The 18981-nt window shown below is 38.9% G+C and carries 16 protein-coding genes; 9 read left to right on the top strand and 7 right to left on the bottom strand.

Features of this window, described 5'->3' with window-relative positions; translation table 11 throughout:
* Positions 1–13: 13 nt before the first annotated feature.
* The 4 genes from mnmG to ACOQON_RS16915 all read left to right on the top strand — a co-directional run bounded on the left by mnmG (position 14) and on the right by ACOQON_RS16915 (position 6611).
* The gene (gene mnmG, locus ACOQON_RS16930) at positions 14–1879 is read left to right on the top strand and encodes a tRNA uridine-5-carboxymethylaminomethyl(34) synthesis enzyme MnmG (protein ID WP_420576611.1); all 1866 of its coding nucleotides are present in this window, start codon (positions 14–16) and stop codon (positions 1877–1879) included.
* Positions 1880–2004: 125 nt separating this feature from the next.
* Positions 2005–2751, top strand: a complete 747-nt coding sequence (locus ACOQON_RS16925; protein ID WP_420576610.1) for a class I SAM-dependent methyltransferase — start codon at positions 2005–2007, stop codon at positions 2749–2751.
* The gene (locus tag ACOQON_RS16920) at positions 2748–4424 is read left to right on the top strand and encodes an Ig-like domain-containing protein (RefSeq protein ID WP_420576609.1); all 1677 of its coding nucleotides are present in this window, start codon (positions 2748–2750) and stop codon (positions 4422–4424) included. The genes ACOQON_RS16925 and ACOQON_RS16920 overlap by 4 nt, the downstream gene beginning before the upstream one ends.
* 378 nt (positions 4425–4802) lie before the next feature.
* Positions 4803–6611: a tetratricopeptide repeat protein gene (locus ACOQON_RS16915; RefSeq protein WP_420576608.1), complete on the top strand. Its 1809-nt coding sequence runs from the start codon at positions 4803–4805 to the stop codon at positions 6609–6611.
* Here ACOQON_RS16915 and ACOQON_RS16910 read toward each other — a convergent pair.
* A complete protein-coding gene (locus ACOQON_RS16910) occupies positions 6588–7001 on the bottom strand; it encodes an Lrp/AsnC family transcriptional regulator (protein WP_420576607.1) in 414 nt (137 codons plus the stop codon). The genes ACOQON_RS16915 and ACOQON_RS16910 overlap by 24 nt on opposite strands.
* Positions 7002–7196: 195 nt before the next feature.
* Between ACOQON_RS16910 and ACOQON_RS16905 the strand changes: the two genes are divergently transcribed.
* Positions 7197–8438: a cystathionine gamma-synthase family protein gene (locus ACOQON_RS16905; RefSeq protein WP_420576606.1), complete on the top strand. Its 1242-nt coding sequence runs from the start codon at positions 7197–7199 to the stop codon at positions 8436–8438.
* Here the strand turns inward: ACOQON_RS16905 and ACOQON_RS16900 are convergent.
* Positions 8435–8992 carry a hypothetical protein gene (locus ACOQON_RS16900; RefSeq protein ID WP_420576605.1) on the bottom strand — a complete coding sequence of 186 codons (558 nt, stop codon included), beginning with the start codon at positions 8990–8992 and terminating at the stop codon, positions 8435–8437. The genes ACOQON_RS16905 and ACOQON_RS16900 overlap by 4 nt on opposite strands.
* Before the next feature lie 89 nt (positions 8993–9081).
* On the opposite strand from ACOQON_RS16900, the gene ACOQON_RS16895 reads away from it, so the two are divergent.
* The 4 genes from ACOQON_RS16895 to ACOQON_RS16880 all read left to right on the top strand — a co-directional run bounded on the left by ACOQON_RS16895 (position 9082) and on the right by ACOQON_RS16880 (position 14775).
* Positions 9082–9579, top strand: coding sequence for a MarR family winged helix-turn-helix transcriptional regulator (locus ACOQON_RS16895; protein ID WP_420576604.1), 498 nt, complete (start codon positions 9082–9084; stop codon positions 9577–9579).
* Between the two features lie 27 nt (positions 9580–9606).
* Positions 9607–11988 carry a 3-hydroxyacyl-CoA dehydrogenase NAD-binding domain-containing protein gene (locus tag ACOQON_RS16890; RefSeq protein ID WP_420576603.1) on the top strand — a complete coding sequence of 794 codons (2382 nt, stop codon included), beginning with the start codon at positions 9607–9609 and terminating at the stop codon, positions 11986–11988.
* 54 nt (positions 11989–12042) lie between these two features.
* Positions 12043–13218: a thiolase family protein gene (locus tag ACOQON_RS16885; protein ID WP_420576602.1), complete on the top strand. Its 1176-nt coding sequence runs from the start codon at positions 12043–12045 to the stop codon at positions 13216–13218.
* Positions 13219–13314: 96 nt separating this feature from the next.
* Positions 13315–14775, top strand: a complete 1461-nt coding sequence (locus tag ACOQON_RS16880; RefSeq protein ID WP_420576601.1) for a M28 family peptidase — start codon at positions 13315–13317, stop codon at positions 14773–14775.
* Between the two features lie 437 nt (positions 14776–15212).
* On the opposite strand, the gene ACOQON_RS16875 is transcribed toward ACOQON_RS16880, so the two are convergent.
* The 5 genes from ACOQON_RS16875 to ACOQON_RS16855 form a co-directional block, all read right to left on the bottom strand.
* A complete protein-coding gene (locus ACOQON_RS16875) occupies positions 15213–15872 on the bottom strand; it encodes a response regulator (RefSeq protein WP_420576600.1) in 660 nt (219 codons plus the stop codon).
* A gap of 21 nt (positions 15873–15893) precedes the next feature.
* The gene (locus ACOQON_RS16870; protein ID WP_420576599.1) at positions 15894–16661 is read right to left on the bottom strand and encodes a sensor histidine kinase; all 768 of its coding nucleotides are present in this window, start codon (positions 16659–16661) and stop codon (positions 15894–15896) included.
* Between the two features lie 17 nt (positions 16662–16678).
* The gene (locus ACOQON_RS16865; protein WP_420576598.1) at positions 16679–17341 is read right to left on the bottom strand and encodes a hypothetical protein; all 663 of its coding nucleotides are present in this window, start codon (positions 17339–17341) and stop codon (positions 16679–16681) included.
* Positions 17342–18171: 830 nt separating this feature from the next.
* Positions 18172–18534, bottom strand: a complete 363-nt coding sequence (locus ACOQON_RS16860) for a hypothetical protein (RefSeq protein WP_420576597.1) — start codon at positions 18532–18534, stop codon at positions 18172–18174.
* A 303-nt stretch (positions 18535–18837) separates the two neighbouring features.
* Positions 18838–18966 (bottom strand): hypothetical protein, encoded by a 129-nt coding sequence (locus ACOQON_RS16855; protein ID WP_420576596.1) that lies wholly within the window; start codon positions 18964–18966, stop codon positions 18838–18840.
* Between the last annotated feature and the right edge of the window lie 15 nt (positions 18967–18981).

The following is an 18981-nucleotide window of genomic DNA, read 5'->3' as shown; positions in this document are numbered from 1 at the left end:
AAACATAGTATTTATGCTTCAAGAATATGATGTAATTGTTGTTGGTGCTGGTCATGCAGGTTGTGAAGCTGCAGCTGCAGCTGCCAATATGGGTTCAAAAACATTGTTGGTAACAATGAACATGAACACCATTGCTCACATGTCCTGTAACCCTGCGATGGGAGGAATAGCCAAAGGCCAAATCATCAGAGAAATTGATGCCTTGGGAGGGTACTCAGGGATTGTCACGGATAAATCAATGATCCAATTCCGCATGCTCAACCGATCCAAAGGTCCTGCCATGTGGAGTCCCAGAGCACAATCTGACAGAATGAGATTTGCAGAAGAGTGGCGTTTAGCTCTCGAAAGCATACATAATCTTGATTTTTGGCAAGAGATGGTCAATGGTATTCTAGTTAAAGATGGTCGGGTTGTTGGTGTAAAAACAGGGCTAGGGCTAGAGATAAAAGCCAAATCTGTCGTGCTCACAAATGGTACTTTCCTCAATGGCCTCATTCACATTGGCGAAAAACAGTTTGGTGGCGGCCGATCTGGAGAGCGTGCAGCAACAGGAATAACAGAACAATTAGTGGGGCTGGGTTTCGAATCCGGTAGAATGAAAACCGGAACACCACCAAGAGTCGATGGACGATCCTTAGATTACTCAAAAATGGAAGAACAAGAGGGAGATGAAATACCTGGCAAATTCTCCTACCTCGAGTCGTCCAGGCCTTTGAGTACTCAACGAAGTTGTCATATTACGTATACAAATCCAGAGGTTCATGAAATTCTACAGACTGGTTTTGAACAGTCTCCGATGTTTACAGGAAGAATCCAGGGGCTTGGCCCAAGGTATTGTCCTTCCATAGAGGATAAAATAAATCGCTTTGCGGAAAGGGATCGCCATCAAATATTTGTAGAGCCTGAGGGATGGAATACCATAGAGATATATGTTAATGGCTTTTCCACTTCACTACCTGAAGAAGTACAATTAAAAGCACTTCAAAAAGTACCAGGTTTTGAGAAGGTCAAGATGTTCCGTCCGGGCTATGCCATAGAATATGACTTTTTCCCACCTACCCAATTATCTAATACACTTGAAACGAAGCTGGTTGAAAACCTTTACTTCGCCGGTCAGATCAATGGTACTACAGGCTATGAAGAAGCAGGTTGTCAAGGGTTGATAGCAGGTATCAATGCCCATTTAAAGGTACATGAGCAAGAGCCCTTCATTCTTAAAAGAAATGAAGCTTACATTGGAGTCCTAATAGATGACCTGATCAATAAAGGCACAGAGGAACCTTATCGAATGTTCACTTCCAGAGCAGAGTTCAGGCTTTTGCTTAGACAGGACAATGCAGATATCCGGTTAACTGAAAAAAGTCATCGGATTGGACTAGCCAATAATGATCGATTAGACCAGGTCAATAAAAAGATAAATCAAACGAATGAGTTTAAATCCTTTTTGGAAAACACTAAATTCAAACCACAAGAAATAGAGGATAAATTGTCATCACTATCATCTGCTCCGATCAAAGACACTTCTTCACTGTCCACCATTTTAAAAAGACCAGAGATCTCCATTTATGATTTTAAAATTTTCTCTGGCTCGATAGAAAATAAACTCAAAGAATTCAATCCTGAAATAATTGAGCAAGCAGAGATTCAAATTAAATATCAAACCTATATTCAAAGGGAACACGAGAATTCTCAAAAAATGAACAACCTCGAAAACCTGAGAATCAATAAATCATTTGACTATAATAAACTACCGTCTCTATCAGCAGAAGCAAAAGAAAAGCTTTTGAAAATAAAACCGGAAACACTTGGTCAGGCTTCTAGGATAAGCGGTGTGTCTCCATCAGATGTTTCAGTCTTAATGGTTTATTTAGGTAGATAATGTACGAGAAACTAGACGAATGCCCTGTTTGTAAGCATTCACAATTCACAAATCATCTAATATGCGACGATCATTCGGTATCTGGTGAAAGCTTCGCTTTAGTCAAATGCAACAAATGTTCATTGGTGTTTACCAATCCACGGCCAGAAGAAAAAGCACTGCCTAATTACTATAAAAGCGATCAATATATCTCTCATACGGATAAGGCTAATTCTCCAATAAACTTCATTTATAAACTAGTTCGTAGATACACATTATCACAAAAAACCAAACTTGTTACAAAATTGAACAAAGGTCATGGACGCCTTCTTGATTTTGGCTGTGGTACGGGTAGTTTCATTAAAACAGCAAACCAAAGCGGTTGGCATGCTTATGGATACGAACCAGATGTGAAAGCAAGAGAAATCGCTGAGGCAAAGAATAATGAAAAAATATTGTATTCATTTGAATCGATAACTGAACCCTTTGATATCATCACGGCCTGGCATGTTATAGAGCATGTTTCTGATCTTAGTTCTACAGTTAAAAACCTAAAAAAAGCACTTAAGCCAAACGGTCATTTAGTATTGGCCTTACCTAATCATCACTCGTATGATGCGAAGCACTATTCAACTTATTGGGCAGGATATGATGTTCCAAGACACCTCTATCACTTTGATCCAATTTCTATTAAATCATTTGCCTCCAACTTTAAATTAAAACTGGTTAAAACCTACCCCATGAAATTCGATTCCTATTATGTATCTATGCTTAGTGAGAAATATAAAGCAAAGGGCAACATATTAAATGCTATCAGAATTGGTTTTGAATCCAACCAAAAAGCTAAGAAAACAAATCAGTACTCCAGCTTGATCTATATTTTCAGGAAATGAAGAAATTCCTCCAATTAATTATAATCACTTTAATCACTACAACTGCACTTCATAGATGTGCAAATCCAGGAAGACCAACGGGTGGACCAAAAGATACAATTCCTCCTATACTAATTCATTCCAATCCAATTACAGGTACCACTAATTTTAATTCCGAACTAATAGAACTTGAATTTTCCGAATATATAAATGCGGATAAACTCAAACAGGAATTAATCATTACACCTAAAACTGACATCAAATACAAATCCATTGTTAAAAGAAACAAGCTTATCATTAAATTGGATGGTAAGTTACTTGACTCCACTACCTATAATTTCAACTTCGCTAACGGAGTAACTGATATTACTGAAAAAACACCAGCTGTCAACCTTTCACTTGCATTCAGTACGGGACCATTTATTGATAGTATGTCAGTAAAAGGTTCAGTAGAAGAGCTACTTACCAAAGAACCTGGGAAAGGCTATGTTGTATCACTTTATCCATACACTGATACATTAGACTACTTTGCTGATAGTCCAATGTATTTTACAACCGCCAATGATTCAGGTAACTATAAATTAAACTTCATCAAAGAAGGAAAATACAAAATCATTTCATTTAATGACGACAATGGAAATTTCCTTTTAGATCCAGAATCAGAATCACACGGATTTATTTCAGACATCATAGATCTGGATTCAGCAACTCAATTACGAATAATGAGATGCATTCTTCAAAATGTAAAACCATTAACTCTTATAAATGCGAGACCAACTGGAAGATACGTTGAAGTCAAATTCAATAAACAAATAGATAACTACACCATAGGACCCGATCTACATAATCACAACATCATCGGTGAAAACAAAGACATCATAAGATTATATAAACCAGAGCAAATCAATTATGAGGATTCCGTCACCTCCTATATCTCTGCTAATGACAGTTTAGGTAACGTAGTAACAGATACCATAAAATATGTATTTTTAGAATCAAATAGAAAACCCGCCGGTTTTTCCTTTTCTACACAAGACAAATTAACGATTAAGGATAACCCCAGTATTACCCTCAATTTCAACAAACCCATATCCTCAATTTCGATTGACAGCATATGCATTAAAGCTGATAGCATATTTTCCTATGTACCTGAAAATGAAATCATCTGGAATAATAATCGCACATCAGCAACCATTGAATTTTCTCTGAATACAGATTCGCTATTACATGCATTTGAAAAAGCACTTCCAAAAGATTCGACATCAATCGATTCTACTTTGAGAAAAGGTTCAGCACAAAAAAGAAGAAATCTCGAGTTGATTATCGAAAAAGGAAGTTTCATATCGATAGAAAATGATACATCGAAACTCAAATCGATTCAACTAGAAGAACAAAAAACTCCACCCACTGGAACACTGAAATTGGATCTGCAAACAGAAGAAGAATCATTCATCTTACAACTACTTAACAAGTCAGGCAAAGTAGCCTATCAAAAACGAAATGAGAAAAAAATTTCATTTACAACAATAAGGCCTGATACATATGATATTAGAATTCTTATAGATACGAACGGAGATGGTAAATGGAGTTACGGAAATCTCTTAAAAAATGATCTACCAGAGGAAGTATATATCTATTCAGAAGAAATTTCCGTTAGAGAAAACTGGGTAGTAGAACTGAGCATAACTTTTTAAGCCTGTGCATAACCACATCTTTAGAAGTGGATAAGTATTCATTTGTACTTTTCATTTCCTCTAAAAACAAAATCAAAAAGATAATTCTTCACAACTACTCACTTATAGACAATTTCTTAGACGGCATAAACCAATTTACATATTCACATAACATATCCTCACTTATCTACAGAAATAACTAAAATTCTAATTTTCAAATAGTTAGGTGTTGATAGACTGTTAAACAAATTAGATCTCATTTAAGATTATAAACATTCGATTTTTCCAAATTATTTTTTCTAATCTTATCCACGAATCCACAGCCCTAATAATAAGAATGATATTTAATTAAACTTTATATTATTTATATAGGTATGTATATATGTTAATTACTTTATCATGATTAGAAAAATCCTGATTTTCCTTTTCCTTCCATTTAATTTGATAATTGGCCAACAACATGATCAGATTCAGTTGGCCAATGAATATTATCAACGAGGTGAGCTCGAAAAGGCAGAATCACTTTATGATGAATTAGCAGAAAGCCCTTACAACCTTCAACTCATTGCCAATAATTATCTTACACTTCTAAAGTCTACGCGTGCATATGACAAGGCGGAAAAATTTTTGACGAACAGCATCAAGACTTTTCCATCAAATTTGCAATTCCAAGCAAGCCTTGCTGCAGTTTACCAGGAATCAGGAAATCAGGAAAAACTAGATAAGTATATCAAGGATCTACGAAGAGATTCCAGGTCAAATCCATTTCAACTTAGCATCCTTGCACAATACATGGCAAATGAACAATTGTATAATGAAGCCATTCTATTTTTTAAGGATTCAAGAGAGATAAGAAATAACCCAACCGTTCATGCTTTGGAGCTTGCTTCTATCTATCGAATGGTGAATAACAAGTCAGCCATGATTGAGGAGTATCTGAATTATGCTTCGGATAGTCCAAACCGACTGAGCTATATCAAAAATTTACTCCAGAGTTTTATCCAGGAAGAACAGGAATTGGATGAGCTCGAGAGCACGCTCATTCGAAAAATGCAGGAAGATCCGGATGATACCAAATTTGCAGAACTATTACTCTGGGTAGAATTGCAGCGAAAGAATTTTTATGGGGCATTTATTCAGGCACGTGCCATAGACAAGCGCAATGAAAGACCTGGGGATCGATGCATGGATATTGGTAGAATAGCATTGGAGAACAAAGCGTTTGAAGATGCAGAAGAAATATTTGAATATGTGGCTGAGAACTATGTTGATACCAGGAACTATCAATATGCAAGAAGATTCTGGATGGAAGCCAAAGAGGAAAAAATTAAAAATACCTATCCCATCAATCACGAAGAGATCAGAGAACTGGTGAATCAATATCACCAATTGTATACCGAACTCTATCCATCCCAAACCGCTTTCGATGCGCTCCGGAGTAGAGCCTTGTTACATGCTTTTTACTTGGATGAAATTGAAACAGCAGCTCAGCTACTCAATCAACTGGTTCAAAATCCAAGGGCAGGGATGCAGCTTATTTCTCAAAGTAAACTCGATCTCGGAGATATCTATCTCTTGAAAGGAGAACCATGGGAAGCGACGCTTCTATACTCCCAGGTAGAAAAAGCGTACAAAAGCCATCAACTTGGATATGATGCAAAATTGCGCAACGCCCGACTTCATTATTTCACTGGAAATTTTGCTCTGGCAAAAGGACATCTGGATATTCTTAAAAAAAATACGACACGTGAGATTTCCAACGATGCAATTTCATTAGGAATGCTCATTACGGACAATACAGCACTCGATACTACCGATGCTGTGATGCAGGAGTTTGCCAATATTGAATTGCTGATTTTTCAAAATAAAAAGACAGAAGCAAATCAACGCTTAACGAAAATGCTTGAAAATTACATGCACCATTCAATAACAGATGAAATTTATTGGCTGAAATCGAAGCTCGAATTGGAGGCAGGGAATACGGAATCAGCAGTTAACTACCTTGATCAGATTTTGACGGCTTACGCATATGATATTCTGGCGGATGATGCAGCCTTCAAGAAGGCGGAAATTTACGACATGCATATAAAAGATATCGAGCAGGCAAAATCACTCTACCAACAATTCCTCGTTGATTATCCGGGCAGTATGTACGTCGCGGAGGCGCGAAAGAGATTCAGACAATTACGAGGAGACTTCATCAATTAATGGCAGCACGCTAGTTTGCTTTATTTTTTTCAAAACCATCATACTTTGAACCAATCGAATGTTATTTAGCCTGGCTAATTTTCGATTGACGAAATCAGCATATTCATCCATATCTCTTACCAATACCTTCACTAAAAAATCGAACGTTCCCGCCAGGTGATAACATTCCATTACCTCATGGAACTTGGCGATCTCCACTTCAAACTCACGGAGATATTCTGATTTATGAGATTCCAGTGTTACGGAAGAAAACACTTCAAAACCAAACCCCGCTTTTTTTGGATCAACGGATGCATGGTATCCCGTGATCAATCCTTTTCGTTCCAATCTTCTTAAGCGTTCATAGATGGGTGTGATGCTTAAACCCAGCTCAGCACTGAGTTCTTTCATTGTCAATTTCCCATTTTTTTGTAGTAGTAAAACCAATTGTTTATCAATCCCATCCATACATTTTCTTGTTTACTCCCTCAATCACAAACAATTTAGAAAACACATCTATTTTTTGCATAAAAAATAGTTGATTTTTCTAACTCTATTTGAAAATATGGATAAATCAATCACCTTAGTTGTATAAATGCTATTGATATGAAAAAGATGAGTCCTGAAAGTTTGATGATGTCCTATGGTTTTAAACCAGAGCTATCCGAAGGAGCAATCAAACCACCTATTTTTCAAACCTCGACTTTTGTGTTTAGGAGCGCAGAACATGGGAAGGCATTTTTCGAACAGGCCTACGGCCTGAGGGAAAAAGACGAAGGAGAGGAACTTGGACTTATCTATAGCCGACTGAATAATCCTGATCTCGAAATTCTTGAAAACAGACTAACCCTTTGGGACGAATCAGAAGATGCAGCAGTTTTTGAAAGTGGGATGGGAGCGATCACTACTGCGTTGCTTCGTTTCTTAGAACCAGGGGATTTATTGGTTCATAGTAATCCAATTTATGGAGGAACAGATCATTTTGTCAAACATGTGCTTCCCAAATTTGGTATCAATATTTTAGGTTTTGATCCGATGGATAGTCAGGAAGAAATAGAGAAACTGATCAAGGATTCGGGACATTCCGATAGACTCAAGATGCTGTATGTAGAAACACCGGCTAACCCGACCAATCAGCTCGTTGATCTTGAGATGTGCAGGAAGATAGCGGACAAATTTCAAAATGGAGACGAGCGACCGGTTGTAGCTGTTGACAATACATATATGGGTCCACTCTGGCAACATCCGCTAAAGCATGGGGCCGATCTTGTACTTTATTCAGCTACCAAATACATTGGCGGACATAGTGATGTGATAGCAGGAGCATGCCTTGGAAGTAAAGAGCATATTGCTATGATCAAGGAGATGCGAACATTCCTGGGGAACATGGCCGGACCATGGACAGGCTGGTTGCTGTTGAGAAGCCTGGAAACACTGAAAGTTCGAATGGAACAGCAAGCAAAAAATGCTGCGCTCATTTATGAAGGGATTAAGGATCATCCAAAAGTCAAAACCATTCATTATTTGGGTGCATTGAAACCAGGGACTCGCCAATACGAAATTTACCAGAAGCAATATTCATCTGCAGGCGCAATGCTTTCCATATTTTTAGAAGGAGGTGAAAAAGAATCCTTCAAATTTTTGAACAACTTAAAACTGATCAAGCTTGCGGTTAGTCTGGGGAGCACGGAATCACTTGCTCAGCATCCGGCTTCTATGACTCACGCAGGTGTGGATCCGGAAGATCGAAAAAAGTATGGAATTTCAGATAACCTTGTTCGGCTGTCAGTAGGCGTAGAAAATGCTGAAGACCTAATTGCAGATATGAAACAGGCATTGGAAGCTTAAAGCAAAACCAACCTTGGAGGAACAGGTTCCATCAAAGTAGGATCTGGCGAAAAGTGCTTGTTCATAAATCCGTTCATTTCATCGATGGTCTGCTTGGAGAGTAAAGGAAGAAGCTCCTCCATTACTTCACCGGAAATCATGTATGGGGGATTTTCCATATTCAGTTTTCCTCCTTTGCAATGCGCATAAATCTGATATTCCTGACAGTTTTCTACTTCGGTATGTTTGATCATGCAACTTTTAAGATTTTCTTCAGGTGATTTTTCCTGCATCTCCAATCGTGCTCGCACATCCATATTTTCCTGAAAATACTGCATCATCTTTTCCCAGGATTCTTTTGAAATTTCCTTACGCATTCGATCAGCGCAATCCATACAAATGGCGTAATCGAAGACCACATCCTTCGCTGAATATCCCTCGTAATTTTTGACCGCTTTTTCAATGATATATTCAGTATCCTCGTCCAATAAATATTTCTCACATTCGATGCATCGCTCAAAAGGAGCATTAGTCTCAAATGAATAAAACTCTTCCGGGATATTATTTTCACTCATATCTCAAATCTAAGAGTAAAACCAGACGCTGCGAAAAATAGTATGCATGCATAACAAATTTTGCTATATTTGAAATATATAGTGCACTTATGAAAAGAGAAGAAACGGTCGACTACAACATCAAAGGTCTCTGGCACAGTATTTCCAGGATGTATAACCAGTTTGGGTCGCAATATGACATTACGGCTTCTACAGGTTTTGTGTTACTCAATATTGATGTTGAAAAAGGCACTCCTGCAACGAAGATAGCTCCACTTCTTGGAATGGAATCGAGGAGCCTGACTCGCATGCTTAAAGCCATGGAGGAGAAAGGTTGGGTCTATCGGGAAAAGGATCCGACAGATGGAAGATCCGTTCGAATCTTTTTGTCCGACATTGGAAAAGAGAAACGAGAACTTTCCAGACGTGCTGTTCGAGAGTTCAATATGAAAATCCGAACACTAATTGATGATGAAAGACTTAACAATTTTTTCACCGTCATGCAGGAGATCAGTGAAATTGTTGAAGACCCTTCTTTGTTCAATAAGGTAGCAGCCCAGATTTCCAGTGAATTTGCTGATGCTGGACTCGTACAAAATCATTCATAAAAATAAATTCAATACAGTACCAACAATATGAAACGAACCATTAAGAAAGCAGCCGTCTTAGGATCCGGAATTATGGGATCAAGAATCGCCTGCCACTTTGCAAACATTGGAGTGGAGGTCGTTTTGCTTGATATCGTTCCGCGAGATCTTGACGATAAAGAAAAAGACAAACCGGCCGCTCGAAACAAGCTGGTGAATGATGCGCTTCAAACAGCGATCAAGTCAAACCCATCACCGCTTTACGACAAAGAGCGAGCACGTTTGATTGAGACCGGAAATTTTGATGACGACATGTCTAAAATCAAAGACGTGGACTGGATCATCGAAGTGGTTGTAGAAAACCTGGATATCAAAAAATCCCTTTTTGAAAAAGTAGAAAAAGAGCGAACGCCTGGAACACTCATTACTTCCAATACTTCCGGGATCCCTATTCACTTGATGCTGGATGGGAGAAGTGAAGATTTCCAGAAACACTTCTGCGGAACACACTTTTTCAACCCTCCAAGATATTTGAGATTGTTAGAGGTTATTCCAACGAAAAAAACCGATCCGGAGATTGTGGACTTCTTCATGAAGTTCGGAGATCTCTATTTAGGAAAAGAAACAGTACTATGTAAAGACACCCCGGCATTCATTGCCAACCGAATTGGTGTCTATTCCATGATGTCGGGCATGCACGCCATTTCAGACACAGATTTTTCAGTAGGAGAAATTGATAAACTAACAGGTCCTGTCATTGGAAGAGCAAAATCTGCAACGTTCCGAACCTCTGATTTGGTTGGGCTGGACACCACTGTGAATGTTGCAAATAATCTTTATGCAGCACTGGACAAGGACGAATCAAAGGATAGATTTAAGCTTCCAAAAATTGTGAAGGAGCTTCATGATAGAAAGTGGCTTGGAGATAAAACTCAGCAAGGCTTTTACAAGAAAGTCAAAGAGGATGGGAAGAAAGAGATACTTGAGCTCAACCTTAAAACTTTTGAGTACGAGCCGAAGAAAAAATCAAAACTGGATATTCTCGATAAAACCAAAAACATCGAGGATTTAAATAAGCGACTACAAATTGCCATTTCATTGAAAGGAGCAGAGGGCGATTTCTATCGAAAAACCTTCTTTGATCTTTTCAAATACTGCACATACCGAATCCCGGAAATCGCTGATGAGTTATTCCGAATCGATCAGGCAGTTTCAGCAGGCTTTGCCTGGGAGATGGGACCATTCGAAACATGGGATGCGATGGGCTTGAAAGACATTCTTGCTCAGATGAAAGAAGCAGGTGAAGAGCCAGCTTCATGGGTGCAGGAAATGGTAGATGCAGGATTCGAAAGCTTCTACACGTATGAGAAAGGAAAGAAGATGTTTTACGACATCCCTTCTAAGTCATATAAAGTAGTACCGGGAACCGAAGGACTTATTTTCTTGGATGCTTTCAAAGAAAACAATGTGGTATGGGAAAAACCCGGAGCTACAATCTATGATATTGGAGATGGCGTATTGAACCTGGAATTCCACACAAAGATGAACTCAGTGGACGCAGATGTGATCGAAGGAATCAATACTGCGATTACGATGGCCGAGAAAGACTATAGAGGAGTGGTGATTGGAAATGAAGGCCAGCAGTTTTCGGCTGGAGCAAACCTGGCAATGCTTTTCATGTATGCGGTAGACCAGGAGTTTGATGAAATTGATTTGATGGTGCGTACGTTCCAAAACACGATGACAAAAGCACGCTTCTCAAGTGTACCGGTAGTTGCGGCAACTTCGGGGCTTGTACTTGGAGGAGGTTGTGAACTATCACTTCATTGTGATGCAGTTCAAGCGCATGCTGAATCGTACGTCGGATTGGTTGAAGTTGGTGTTGGTCTGATTCCCGGAGGAGGAGGAACGAAAGAAATGACACTTCGAGCAGCTGACGATTATACTCCTGGCGATCCTGAACTCAATACGCTGCAAGAGTATTTTATGAATATTGCGACAGCCAAAGTGGCTACTTCAGCAGCGGAAGCAAAAGCCATGCACATTTTCAGGGATGGTGATGAAATTACACTTAACAGAAAACGTTTGCTGACAGATGCAAAAGAAAAAGTACTTGCACTTGCTGATGCCGGATATACCCAACCAGTGCCAAGAGATAACATAAAAGTTCAGGGGAAAGCAGCACTGGCAATGTTCCATGCAGGAATTAGCGGGATGAAATATGGAAGCTATATTTCTGACCATGATCAGAAAATCGGACAGAAACTCGCCTGGATCATGGCCGGTGGAGATCTTTCTGCTCCTACAGAAGTTTCTGAACAATACTTACTGGATTTAGAGCGTGAAGCGTTCTTAAGTCTTTGCGGTGAACCAAAAACACTGGAACGAATTCAGAGCATACTATTCAAAGGAAAACCTTTGAGGAACTAAGAATTGTTATAAAAATTAAAAGACAAAAAGTTATAAAAATTAAAAGACAAAAAAATGAATGCATATATAGTAGCAGGATACAGATCAGCGGTAGGAAGAGCCAAGAAAGGCGGCTTTCGTTTTTACCGTCCGGATGATCTGGCCGCAGATGTAATTAAGCATCTGGTAGGTTCGATTAAAGATTTTGATGCCACTCGCGTAGACGACCTCATCGTGGGAAACGCCATTCCTGAAGCAGAGCAGGGATTACAGATGGGTAGATATATTTCACTTCTTTCTCTTCCTATTTCTGTACCCGGTATGATTATAAACAGGTACTGTGGATCGGGACTGGAAGCAATCCATTTGGCATGTGCGAGAATTCACTCGGGCACTGCAGATTGTATCATAGCCGGAGGAACAGAGTCCATGTCTTTGGTCCCAATGATGGGATACAAGGCGGCTCTTAACTGGAAGATAGCAGAAGAGCACCCTGAATATTATTTGAACATGGGACTAACAGCCGAAGAGGTCGCTAAAGACTTTAATATTTCAGCGGAAGACTCCAACAAATTTGCGATGGAGTCTCACCAAAAAGCAGCTAAAGCAATCAAGGACGGAAAGTTCAAAGATGAAATCGTTCCGATTACAGTTGAAGAAACTTATCTGGGTGAAGATGGTAAACGTCATAAAAAAGAGTTTGTCGTTGATACAGATGAATGCGTCCGTGAGGACACAACAATGGAAGGGTTAGAAAAACTGCGTCCAGCGTTCAAACAAGGCGGACAAGTAACTGCGGGAAATTCTTCTCCAACTTCTGATGGAGCGGCTTTTGTGATGGTGATGAGTGAGAAAATGGTGAAGGAACATAATCTGGAGCCAATTGCTCAGATGATCAGCTACACCGCAGCAGGTGTGGATCCGCGAATTATGGGAATCGGTCCGGTGGAGGCTGTACCAAAAGCATTGAAACAGGCAGGCCTAAAACAAGATGACCTTGATCTCATAGAATTAAATGAGGCGTTTGCCGCTCAGTCACTAGGTGTGATTAGAGGGCTAGACCTGGACACAAGCAAATTGAATGTAAATGGTGGAGCAATTGCACTTGGTCACCCGCTGGGTTGTACAGGCGCGAAGCTTTCGATTTCATTATTAAATGAGATGCGAAGACGAAAAGGAAAATACGGTATGGTAACGGCATGCGTTGGTGGAGGCCAGGGAGTAGCCGGCATATATGAGTTTTTGAACTAGGTAATAAACCGGTTAATAAATGAGGAGGGCCATTCGCATAGCGGATGGCTTTTTTATTGAATGAATAAAACTATCTTGTGCCGAAATTTTAGAAATATGAAAAAATTACTTTCTCTGCTGTCATTCGTTTGGTCTCTCTTGGTTTTAGCTCAAACAGATATGGAGCTGGCAAAACAAACAGTAGATCAAAACCTAATCAAAAGTCATATTGGATTTTTAGCTTCAGATGAGCTAAAAGGAAGAGATACCCCATCCGAGGGTCTGAAAATTGCAGCTAAATACGTAGAAAGTCGATTTGTAGAATATGGCGTAAAAAAGGCTCCTGGCATGGACAGCTATTTTCAGGATGTGCCTATGAAAAAAGTAACTCCTCCAAAAGAAGGTAAGGTTGTTTTGGGAGAATCAGAATACAGTCTTTCGGATGATTTTATAATGATGGAGGGAGATAATATCGAATTATCGGCAAAATATGTTTTTGCCAACTATGGTTTAGATGCTGACCTTGACGGCATAGATATTAAAGGAAAAATAGTCGTGGCTATCTGTGGTGATGGTGAAAGTGATAGTCCTCAGCAGTGGTTTGGTCAATCAGTAGCCAAGCGAAAGAAAGTTTCCGAATTGGGTGGCCTGGCTTTAATTGAACTTTATAATTCACCACAGATCCCGTGGAATTTTCTGGTAAGATATTTTTCAGGGGAGCAAATTGCTCTTGATGAAGGCAAGGAGGATCAGAAGGGTCTTACACATTTATGGATGAATCGTGCTTCAAAAGATATTAACCAGAAGGACGGTGATGCGATGCTTTCAATAAGTGGTGCGAAGAATGAAAAATTTAGCTCTCAAAATGTGGTTGGTTATGTAGAGGGCTCAGACGCTAAATTGAAAGATGAATTTATTGTTTACTCCGCGCATTATGACCATGTGGGAATCGGACAGGCAAATGCTGAAGGTGATAGTATTTTCAACGGCTCTCGCGATAATGCAGTGGGAACTGTTACAGTCTTAACTGCTGGCCAAAACCTGGCTAAAAACCCAACTAAGCGATCAGGCCTTTTCGTGCTATTTACTGGTGAAGAAAAAGGACTCTTAGGGAGTCAGTCGTTCGTGGATAATTCGCCAATTGCTCTTGATCAAATAGTGTACTGCTTCAATTCAGATAATGGCGGTTACAATGACACTTCTAAGGCAACAATCATAGGTCTAACCAGAACTACTGCCCAGGAAATGATCATTGAAGCGTGTAAGGCGTTTGGTTTGGAAGCCATTGAAGACCCAGCACCGGAACAAGGACTTTTCGATCGTTCGGATAATGTACGGTTTGCTGCTAAGGGGATTCCAGCGCCTACGTTCAGTATGGGCTTCACCGCATTTGATGATGAAATCACTAAATATTATCATCAGGCCAGTGATAACCCGAACACCTTGGACTATGCCTATCTGGAAAAATTCTTCAGAAGCTATGTATATGCGTGCAGAATGATTGGAAATGCGAAGAAGGCCCCCTTTTGGATCGACGGGGATAAGTATTATGAAGCAGGAAAGGAATTGTACAAATAAGGAATTGTACTATATGAAAAGTTGTCCTACTATTTAATAAGGTGGACTCGATATATATCTAGAACAAAAAAGGCCCATATCAGGCCTTTTTTACTTTACAGGATTAGTGGTGTACCTGGATTTTACTAAAGTTTTTATGTTGAAAATACCAGGGAGTCCACTATGTGAGTGAGATAGTTGGCAAACCAAAGGATTAAGCGAAAACCTTGGACTCCCGGTATCTTCATAGATTAACCATCAACCTAAGAGCATATCATCTATTGTTATTAATAAATGACATTATGAAATTAGCCATTTGCATAACATCCAAATTGCAAACCCGAAATGATGCGGAGATAAATTAAATGTAAGTGTTTGAAAATCTTTATGTTATAAAGAAAAGGGAAACCTTGATTTACCCAATTATAGGTAGTAGAATACCCAAAAGTGGGTAGTGCCTATATAGCTGCAATTCCATTCTGAAAAGCAAACTTCACCAAGCCAACTGCGTTTTTGGCCTTCGTTTTTTTCATGAGATTCTTCCGATGGGTATGAACAGTCTGTTCGCTCAAAAATAGTTTCTCACCAATTTCCTTCATGGTCAGTTCCTGACAGATGAGCTGGAGTATCTCGATCTCCCGAGGACTGATATCTGCTCGTCTGGCAATACCTTTATCTAACCCATCTTTTTGTACTTTTTTATGTAGGGCTTTAGAGACGAGCTGATTGTAATAAAAGTCATTATTTACTACAGAAACGATTGCTTTGTGGACTTCATCAGGCTCTGCATTTTTAAGAAGGTAACTATGAACGCCTATTTCAATAAGGTCCGAAATAATTTGAAGTGAATCATGCATAGAGATCATGATGATCTTCACTTCCGGATGTTTGGCGGTGATCTTTTTGGAAGCTTCCCATCCATCCATTGTGGGCATTTCCAGGTCAAGTAAAATCAAGTCAAAATTATTTTCGTTGAGTTTTTCCAATGCCTCTTTCCCATTCTCGGCATCCTCCACATGACCCACTTCTTCAAAAGATTCGAGGAGCATCATGGTGCCACGACGGAATAGGGTATGGTCATCTGTGACCAGAATTTTTAGCTTATCAGGTTGACTCATCTCACTCGCTTGACCCTCAAATTAATCAATCGGAGCGTCTATTACCAAATCTACTTTTGCTCCGCCTGTTTCAGGGTTAGAAAAGGTAGTTTTTGCACCTATAGCCTGTGCCCGGTTTTTGATATTTAAAAGACCTATGCCATCGCTCTTTTTTAATACATCTTCCGGAAAACCTTTTCCATTATCGTAATAGGATGCAATCCATTCGGATCTCTCTTTTCTAAAGGCAAACTCTATTGAGGTTGCTCCAGAATGCTTCAAAGAGTTATTCAAAAGCTCTTGCACAATGCGATAAAGCATAAGTGTATTTTCTGGTTGAAGCATAGGATCTTCCCACTGAGTGATAGATGTGGAAAGCTCATCTGAATTTACTTTCTCAAAAAGATCTTCGATGGCTTGCTTAAGGCCATATTTTTTTAGAATGATTGGCATCATCTGGTGAGAGATATTCCTCACCTGGGAAATGGTTTCATCAAGATGACCCAACACAGCCTTCAATTCATCGACCTTATTCTTCCTGTTTGCAATCTGGAGATTTAATTTGATGGAGGAGAGCATCGCTCCTACGCTATCATGAAGCTCAGTACCCAGACGGTTTCGTTCTTCTTCCTGAGATTTCAAAGTCTCTGCAAGCATTTCTGCCTGATGCTTAGTTTCCAGTGACTGAACCTCCAGTTCATTTTCCAGTACCTTCCTTCGATAGAGGAGTACAAAGAACACCACCGAAAATGCCATAAGCATGACACCTATGGTACCTATTATAACTAGCAAGATGACTTTACCTTCCACAGCGGCAAAATAAAAACTTATTGCTCGAAATCCTTAGATGGATTCAGTAATGGATCATAGCGATCCATGTGGAGGAGCACTAAAACATAGAAGAGAAGATAGTTTTTTGAAGTGTTTGCTAATAAATTAATGGCAGAAATTGGAGCGTATTGTTCGGCCGTAATACCTAAATCAAATACCAGGTATTTAACAAATAAGTTTTTTAAGAAAGTGAAGGAATAGTATCCAAAGAAGGCAGTGATCAGATAAAAACTGGGGGTTTTTGAAAGAGGAACGGTTGAGTTATTAAGCAATTTCAAATAGCCCAAAACGGAAAATGTAATGAATGCAACGCCTGAAAAGGTTGTTGTTATTACGTTATGTTCGTAAAAGGAATAGAAGAATATAAAAGAGGGGACTGTAAGGACTACAAAAAGGGCAATCAGGAACTTAATGAGTTTGATCTTCTCCGGAAGAATTTTCATAAAGCACCACGACATCAAAAAGTAGTTCAAAATCACCCACCAATTGCCGCCAAGGTAGCTGTTTGGATAGAAGTATTTGATGAAAATGTAATTTCCAAAATCAAACCCGAAAGAAATAAATACGATATAAAAAATAATTGCTTTGGAGGACTTCCATTCTTTGATGAAGAATAAGAAATACAAAACCGCCGGCAAACCAGAAAAGCGATTAAACATTAAGAATAGATCAATAAAGTCGTGAAAGGTCAAAGCTTACTTTTTAGACGCGTAAGCTTTGGAAAAAGCAACTAAAAACCAAAGGACCCCTCCAAAAATGAGTGCTGTTCCATATACCACGATATTTACTATGATTTCAATCATGTGGCGTTTACTGGTTTTAGTGAAGCTGGATGACCTTTATCTATTAGAATAATAGCGTAGAATAGAATAAAGTTTTTGGAAATGTTAGCTAGGTTTATAATAAGTAGAATGGACTTGAAGCCGACTTTGCTAATATTCAGATCAAAAACGAGGTAATGCTGAAAAAGAAAAATCAATAAGGTGACTGAGCTAAAAATGAATACCGCAGTAGTCATCCAAAAAACGGGAAATACTTTAAGCTTTACTGAAGGGTTTTTTAAAAGTGAAAAGTAAGTTCTGACAGATAATCCTATTACTATCAAATTTGAAAATGTCCAGACAACTGTATTCGATTCAGAGAATGAGTAAACAAACGCAAAACTGGCAATAGTTATCAAGATAAAGCCTATCATTATTGCTGATATTAGCTTTTTCCCAAAAGGGATTGCTTTGTAAAACAGATATGTGACTAGTAGGCAATTTGTAAAATGCCAGACATTTATGATTGGATGATTGTTAGGGAAGACATATTTAGAATATGCATAACCTAAAAAATCACTCAAAAAACTAGCCAATAAAATAAAGAAAAGTATCCTTGGAATAATATTTAATTTCTTTGAAAAAAGAAGAAAAAAAACTATTCCAGGGATACTCGTGTATCGGCTGAGCTGTATAACCAATTCTACAATATCTGAAAAAGTCATTTTTTAACCTCCAAAACCAATTGGACACTCTGGTGGACAGGGAGACCCAGAATTTGCAGGATCATCCTCATCTCTTGTATTAATTTTTGCCGCAGCGCCTAAGGACTTCATTTTTTTATCCAGAATATTACCATCAGCATCCGCAGGGAAAAGCACCAGACATTCTTCATTATCGTCATTCAGTCCTTTAAATATCCAAATGCCATCAGAGCCTGGATAATTACATAGTTTTTCCAGGATATCTCTTCCATATAAGTATCCGTTGAGCTCGGCATCCGGGTTCGCTTTCTGATAATCCTTTACCCACTTTTTGGCCTTGGTTTTATCCATTGTTTTGCCAATCTTTTTTACATCTTTTTTTGCCATTTTGTATTAAGGTTTAGTTGGTTTGAAGACAATGGTAGCTTGATCTTCATTTTAATCAAAGAAGTGGGAAAGAAAAGGAATGAAAAATACCCAAAAGTGGGTATACAGAGTGAGGTGAAAGGCCGGAAATTAGATCAAATTTGAAGAAGCAACTATATTTGCTGTCACATAAAAAATTGATCAGAAAATGGCAATGCTAGGAATAATTATCGGACTGTTTGTGTTGGCAATTCTTTGCCCTTTCATCTTACCAAACAAAGCGGTAAGTAAACACAAAGGAGATCACGTAGAATAAGAAAAAGTTTAGTTCTTTTTCTGGTTTTCTTTTCGGGCATTTACAAATGCCAATGCGTGCACAAACGCTACCAAAAAGATCACAATATTTACAAAAATGTTAACGCCTTCGGTTACTGCTGGATTCGTCAAATTCATCGGTATCTCTTGTTT

The organism is Ekhidna sp., assembly GCF_965221965.1.
Lineage (GTDB): Bacteria > Bacteroidota > Bacteroidia > Cytophagales > Cyclobacteriaceae > Ekhidna.
This window is presented reverse-complemented; position numbering and strand designations above follow the sequence as displayed.

What these genes read in the sequence shown, in the direction of transcription:
- mnmG (WP_420576611.1), top strand. Translation starts at nt 14, where the DNA reads ATGCTTCAAGAATATGATGTAATTGTTGTTGGTGCTGGTCATGCAGGT.
- ACOQON_RS16920 (WP_420576609.1), top strand. Translation starts at nt 2,748, where the DNA reads ATGAAGAAATTCCTCCAATTAATTATAATCACTTTAATCACTACAACT.
- ACOQON_RS16915 (WP_420576608.1), top strand. Translation starts at nt 4,803, where the DNA reads ATGATTAGAAAAATCCTGATTTTCCTTTTCCTTCCATTTAATTTGATA.
- ACOQON_RS16910 (WP_420576607.1), bottom strand. Translation starts at nt 7,001, where the DNA reads ATGAAAGAACTCAGTGCTGAGCTGGGTTTAAGCATCACACCCATCTAT.
- ACOQON_RS16905 (WP_420576606.1), top strand. Translation starts at nt 7,197, where the DNA reads ATGAAAAAGATGAGTCCTGAAAGTTTGATGATGTCCTATGGTTTTAAA.
- ACOQON_RS16900 (WP_420576605.1), bottom strand. Translation starts at nt 8,992, where the DNA reads ATGAGTGAAAATAATATCCCGGAAGAGTTTTATTCATTTGAGACTAAT.
- ACOQON_RS16895 (WP_420576604.1), top strand. Translation starts at nt 9,082, where the DNA reads ATGAAAAGAGAAGAAACGGTCGACTACAACATCAAAGGTCTCTGGCAC.
- ACOQON_RS16890 (WP_420576603.1), top strand. Translation starts at nt 9,607, where the DNA reads ATGAAACGAACCATTAAGAAAGCAGCCGTCTTAGGATCCGGAATTATG.
- ACOQON_RS16885 (WP_420576602.1), top strand. Translation starts at nt 12,043, where the DNA reads ATGAATGCATATATAGTAGCAGGATACAGATCAGCGGTAGGAAGAGCC.
- ACOQON_RS16880 (WP_420576601.1), top strand. Translation starts at nt 13,315, where the DNA reads ATGAAAAAATTACTTTCTCTGCTGTCATTCGTTTGGTCTCTCTTGGTT.
- ACOQON_RS16875 (WP_420576600.1), bottom strand. Translation starts at nt 15,872, where the DNA reads ATGAGTCAACCTGATAAGCTAAAAATTCTGGTCACAGATGACCATACC.
- ACOQON_RS16865 (WP_420576598.1), bottom strand. Translation starts at nt 17,341, where the DNA reads ATGTTTAATCGCTTTTCTGGTTTGCCGGCGGTTTTGTATTTCTTATTC.
- ACOQON_RS16860 (WP_420576597.1), bottom strand. Translation starts at nt 18,534, where the DNA reads ATGGCAAAAAAAGATGTAAAAAAGATTGGCAAAACAATGGATAAAACC.
- ACOQON_RS16855 (WP_420576596.1), bottom strand. Translation starts at nt 18,966, where the DNA reads ATGAATTTGACGAATCCAGCAGTAACCGAAGGCGTTAACATTTTTGTA.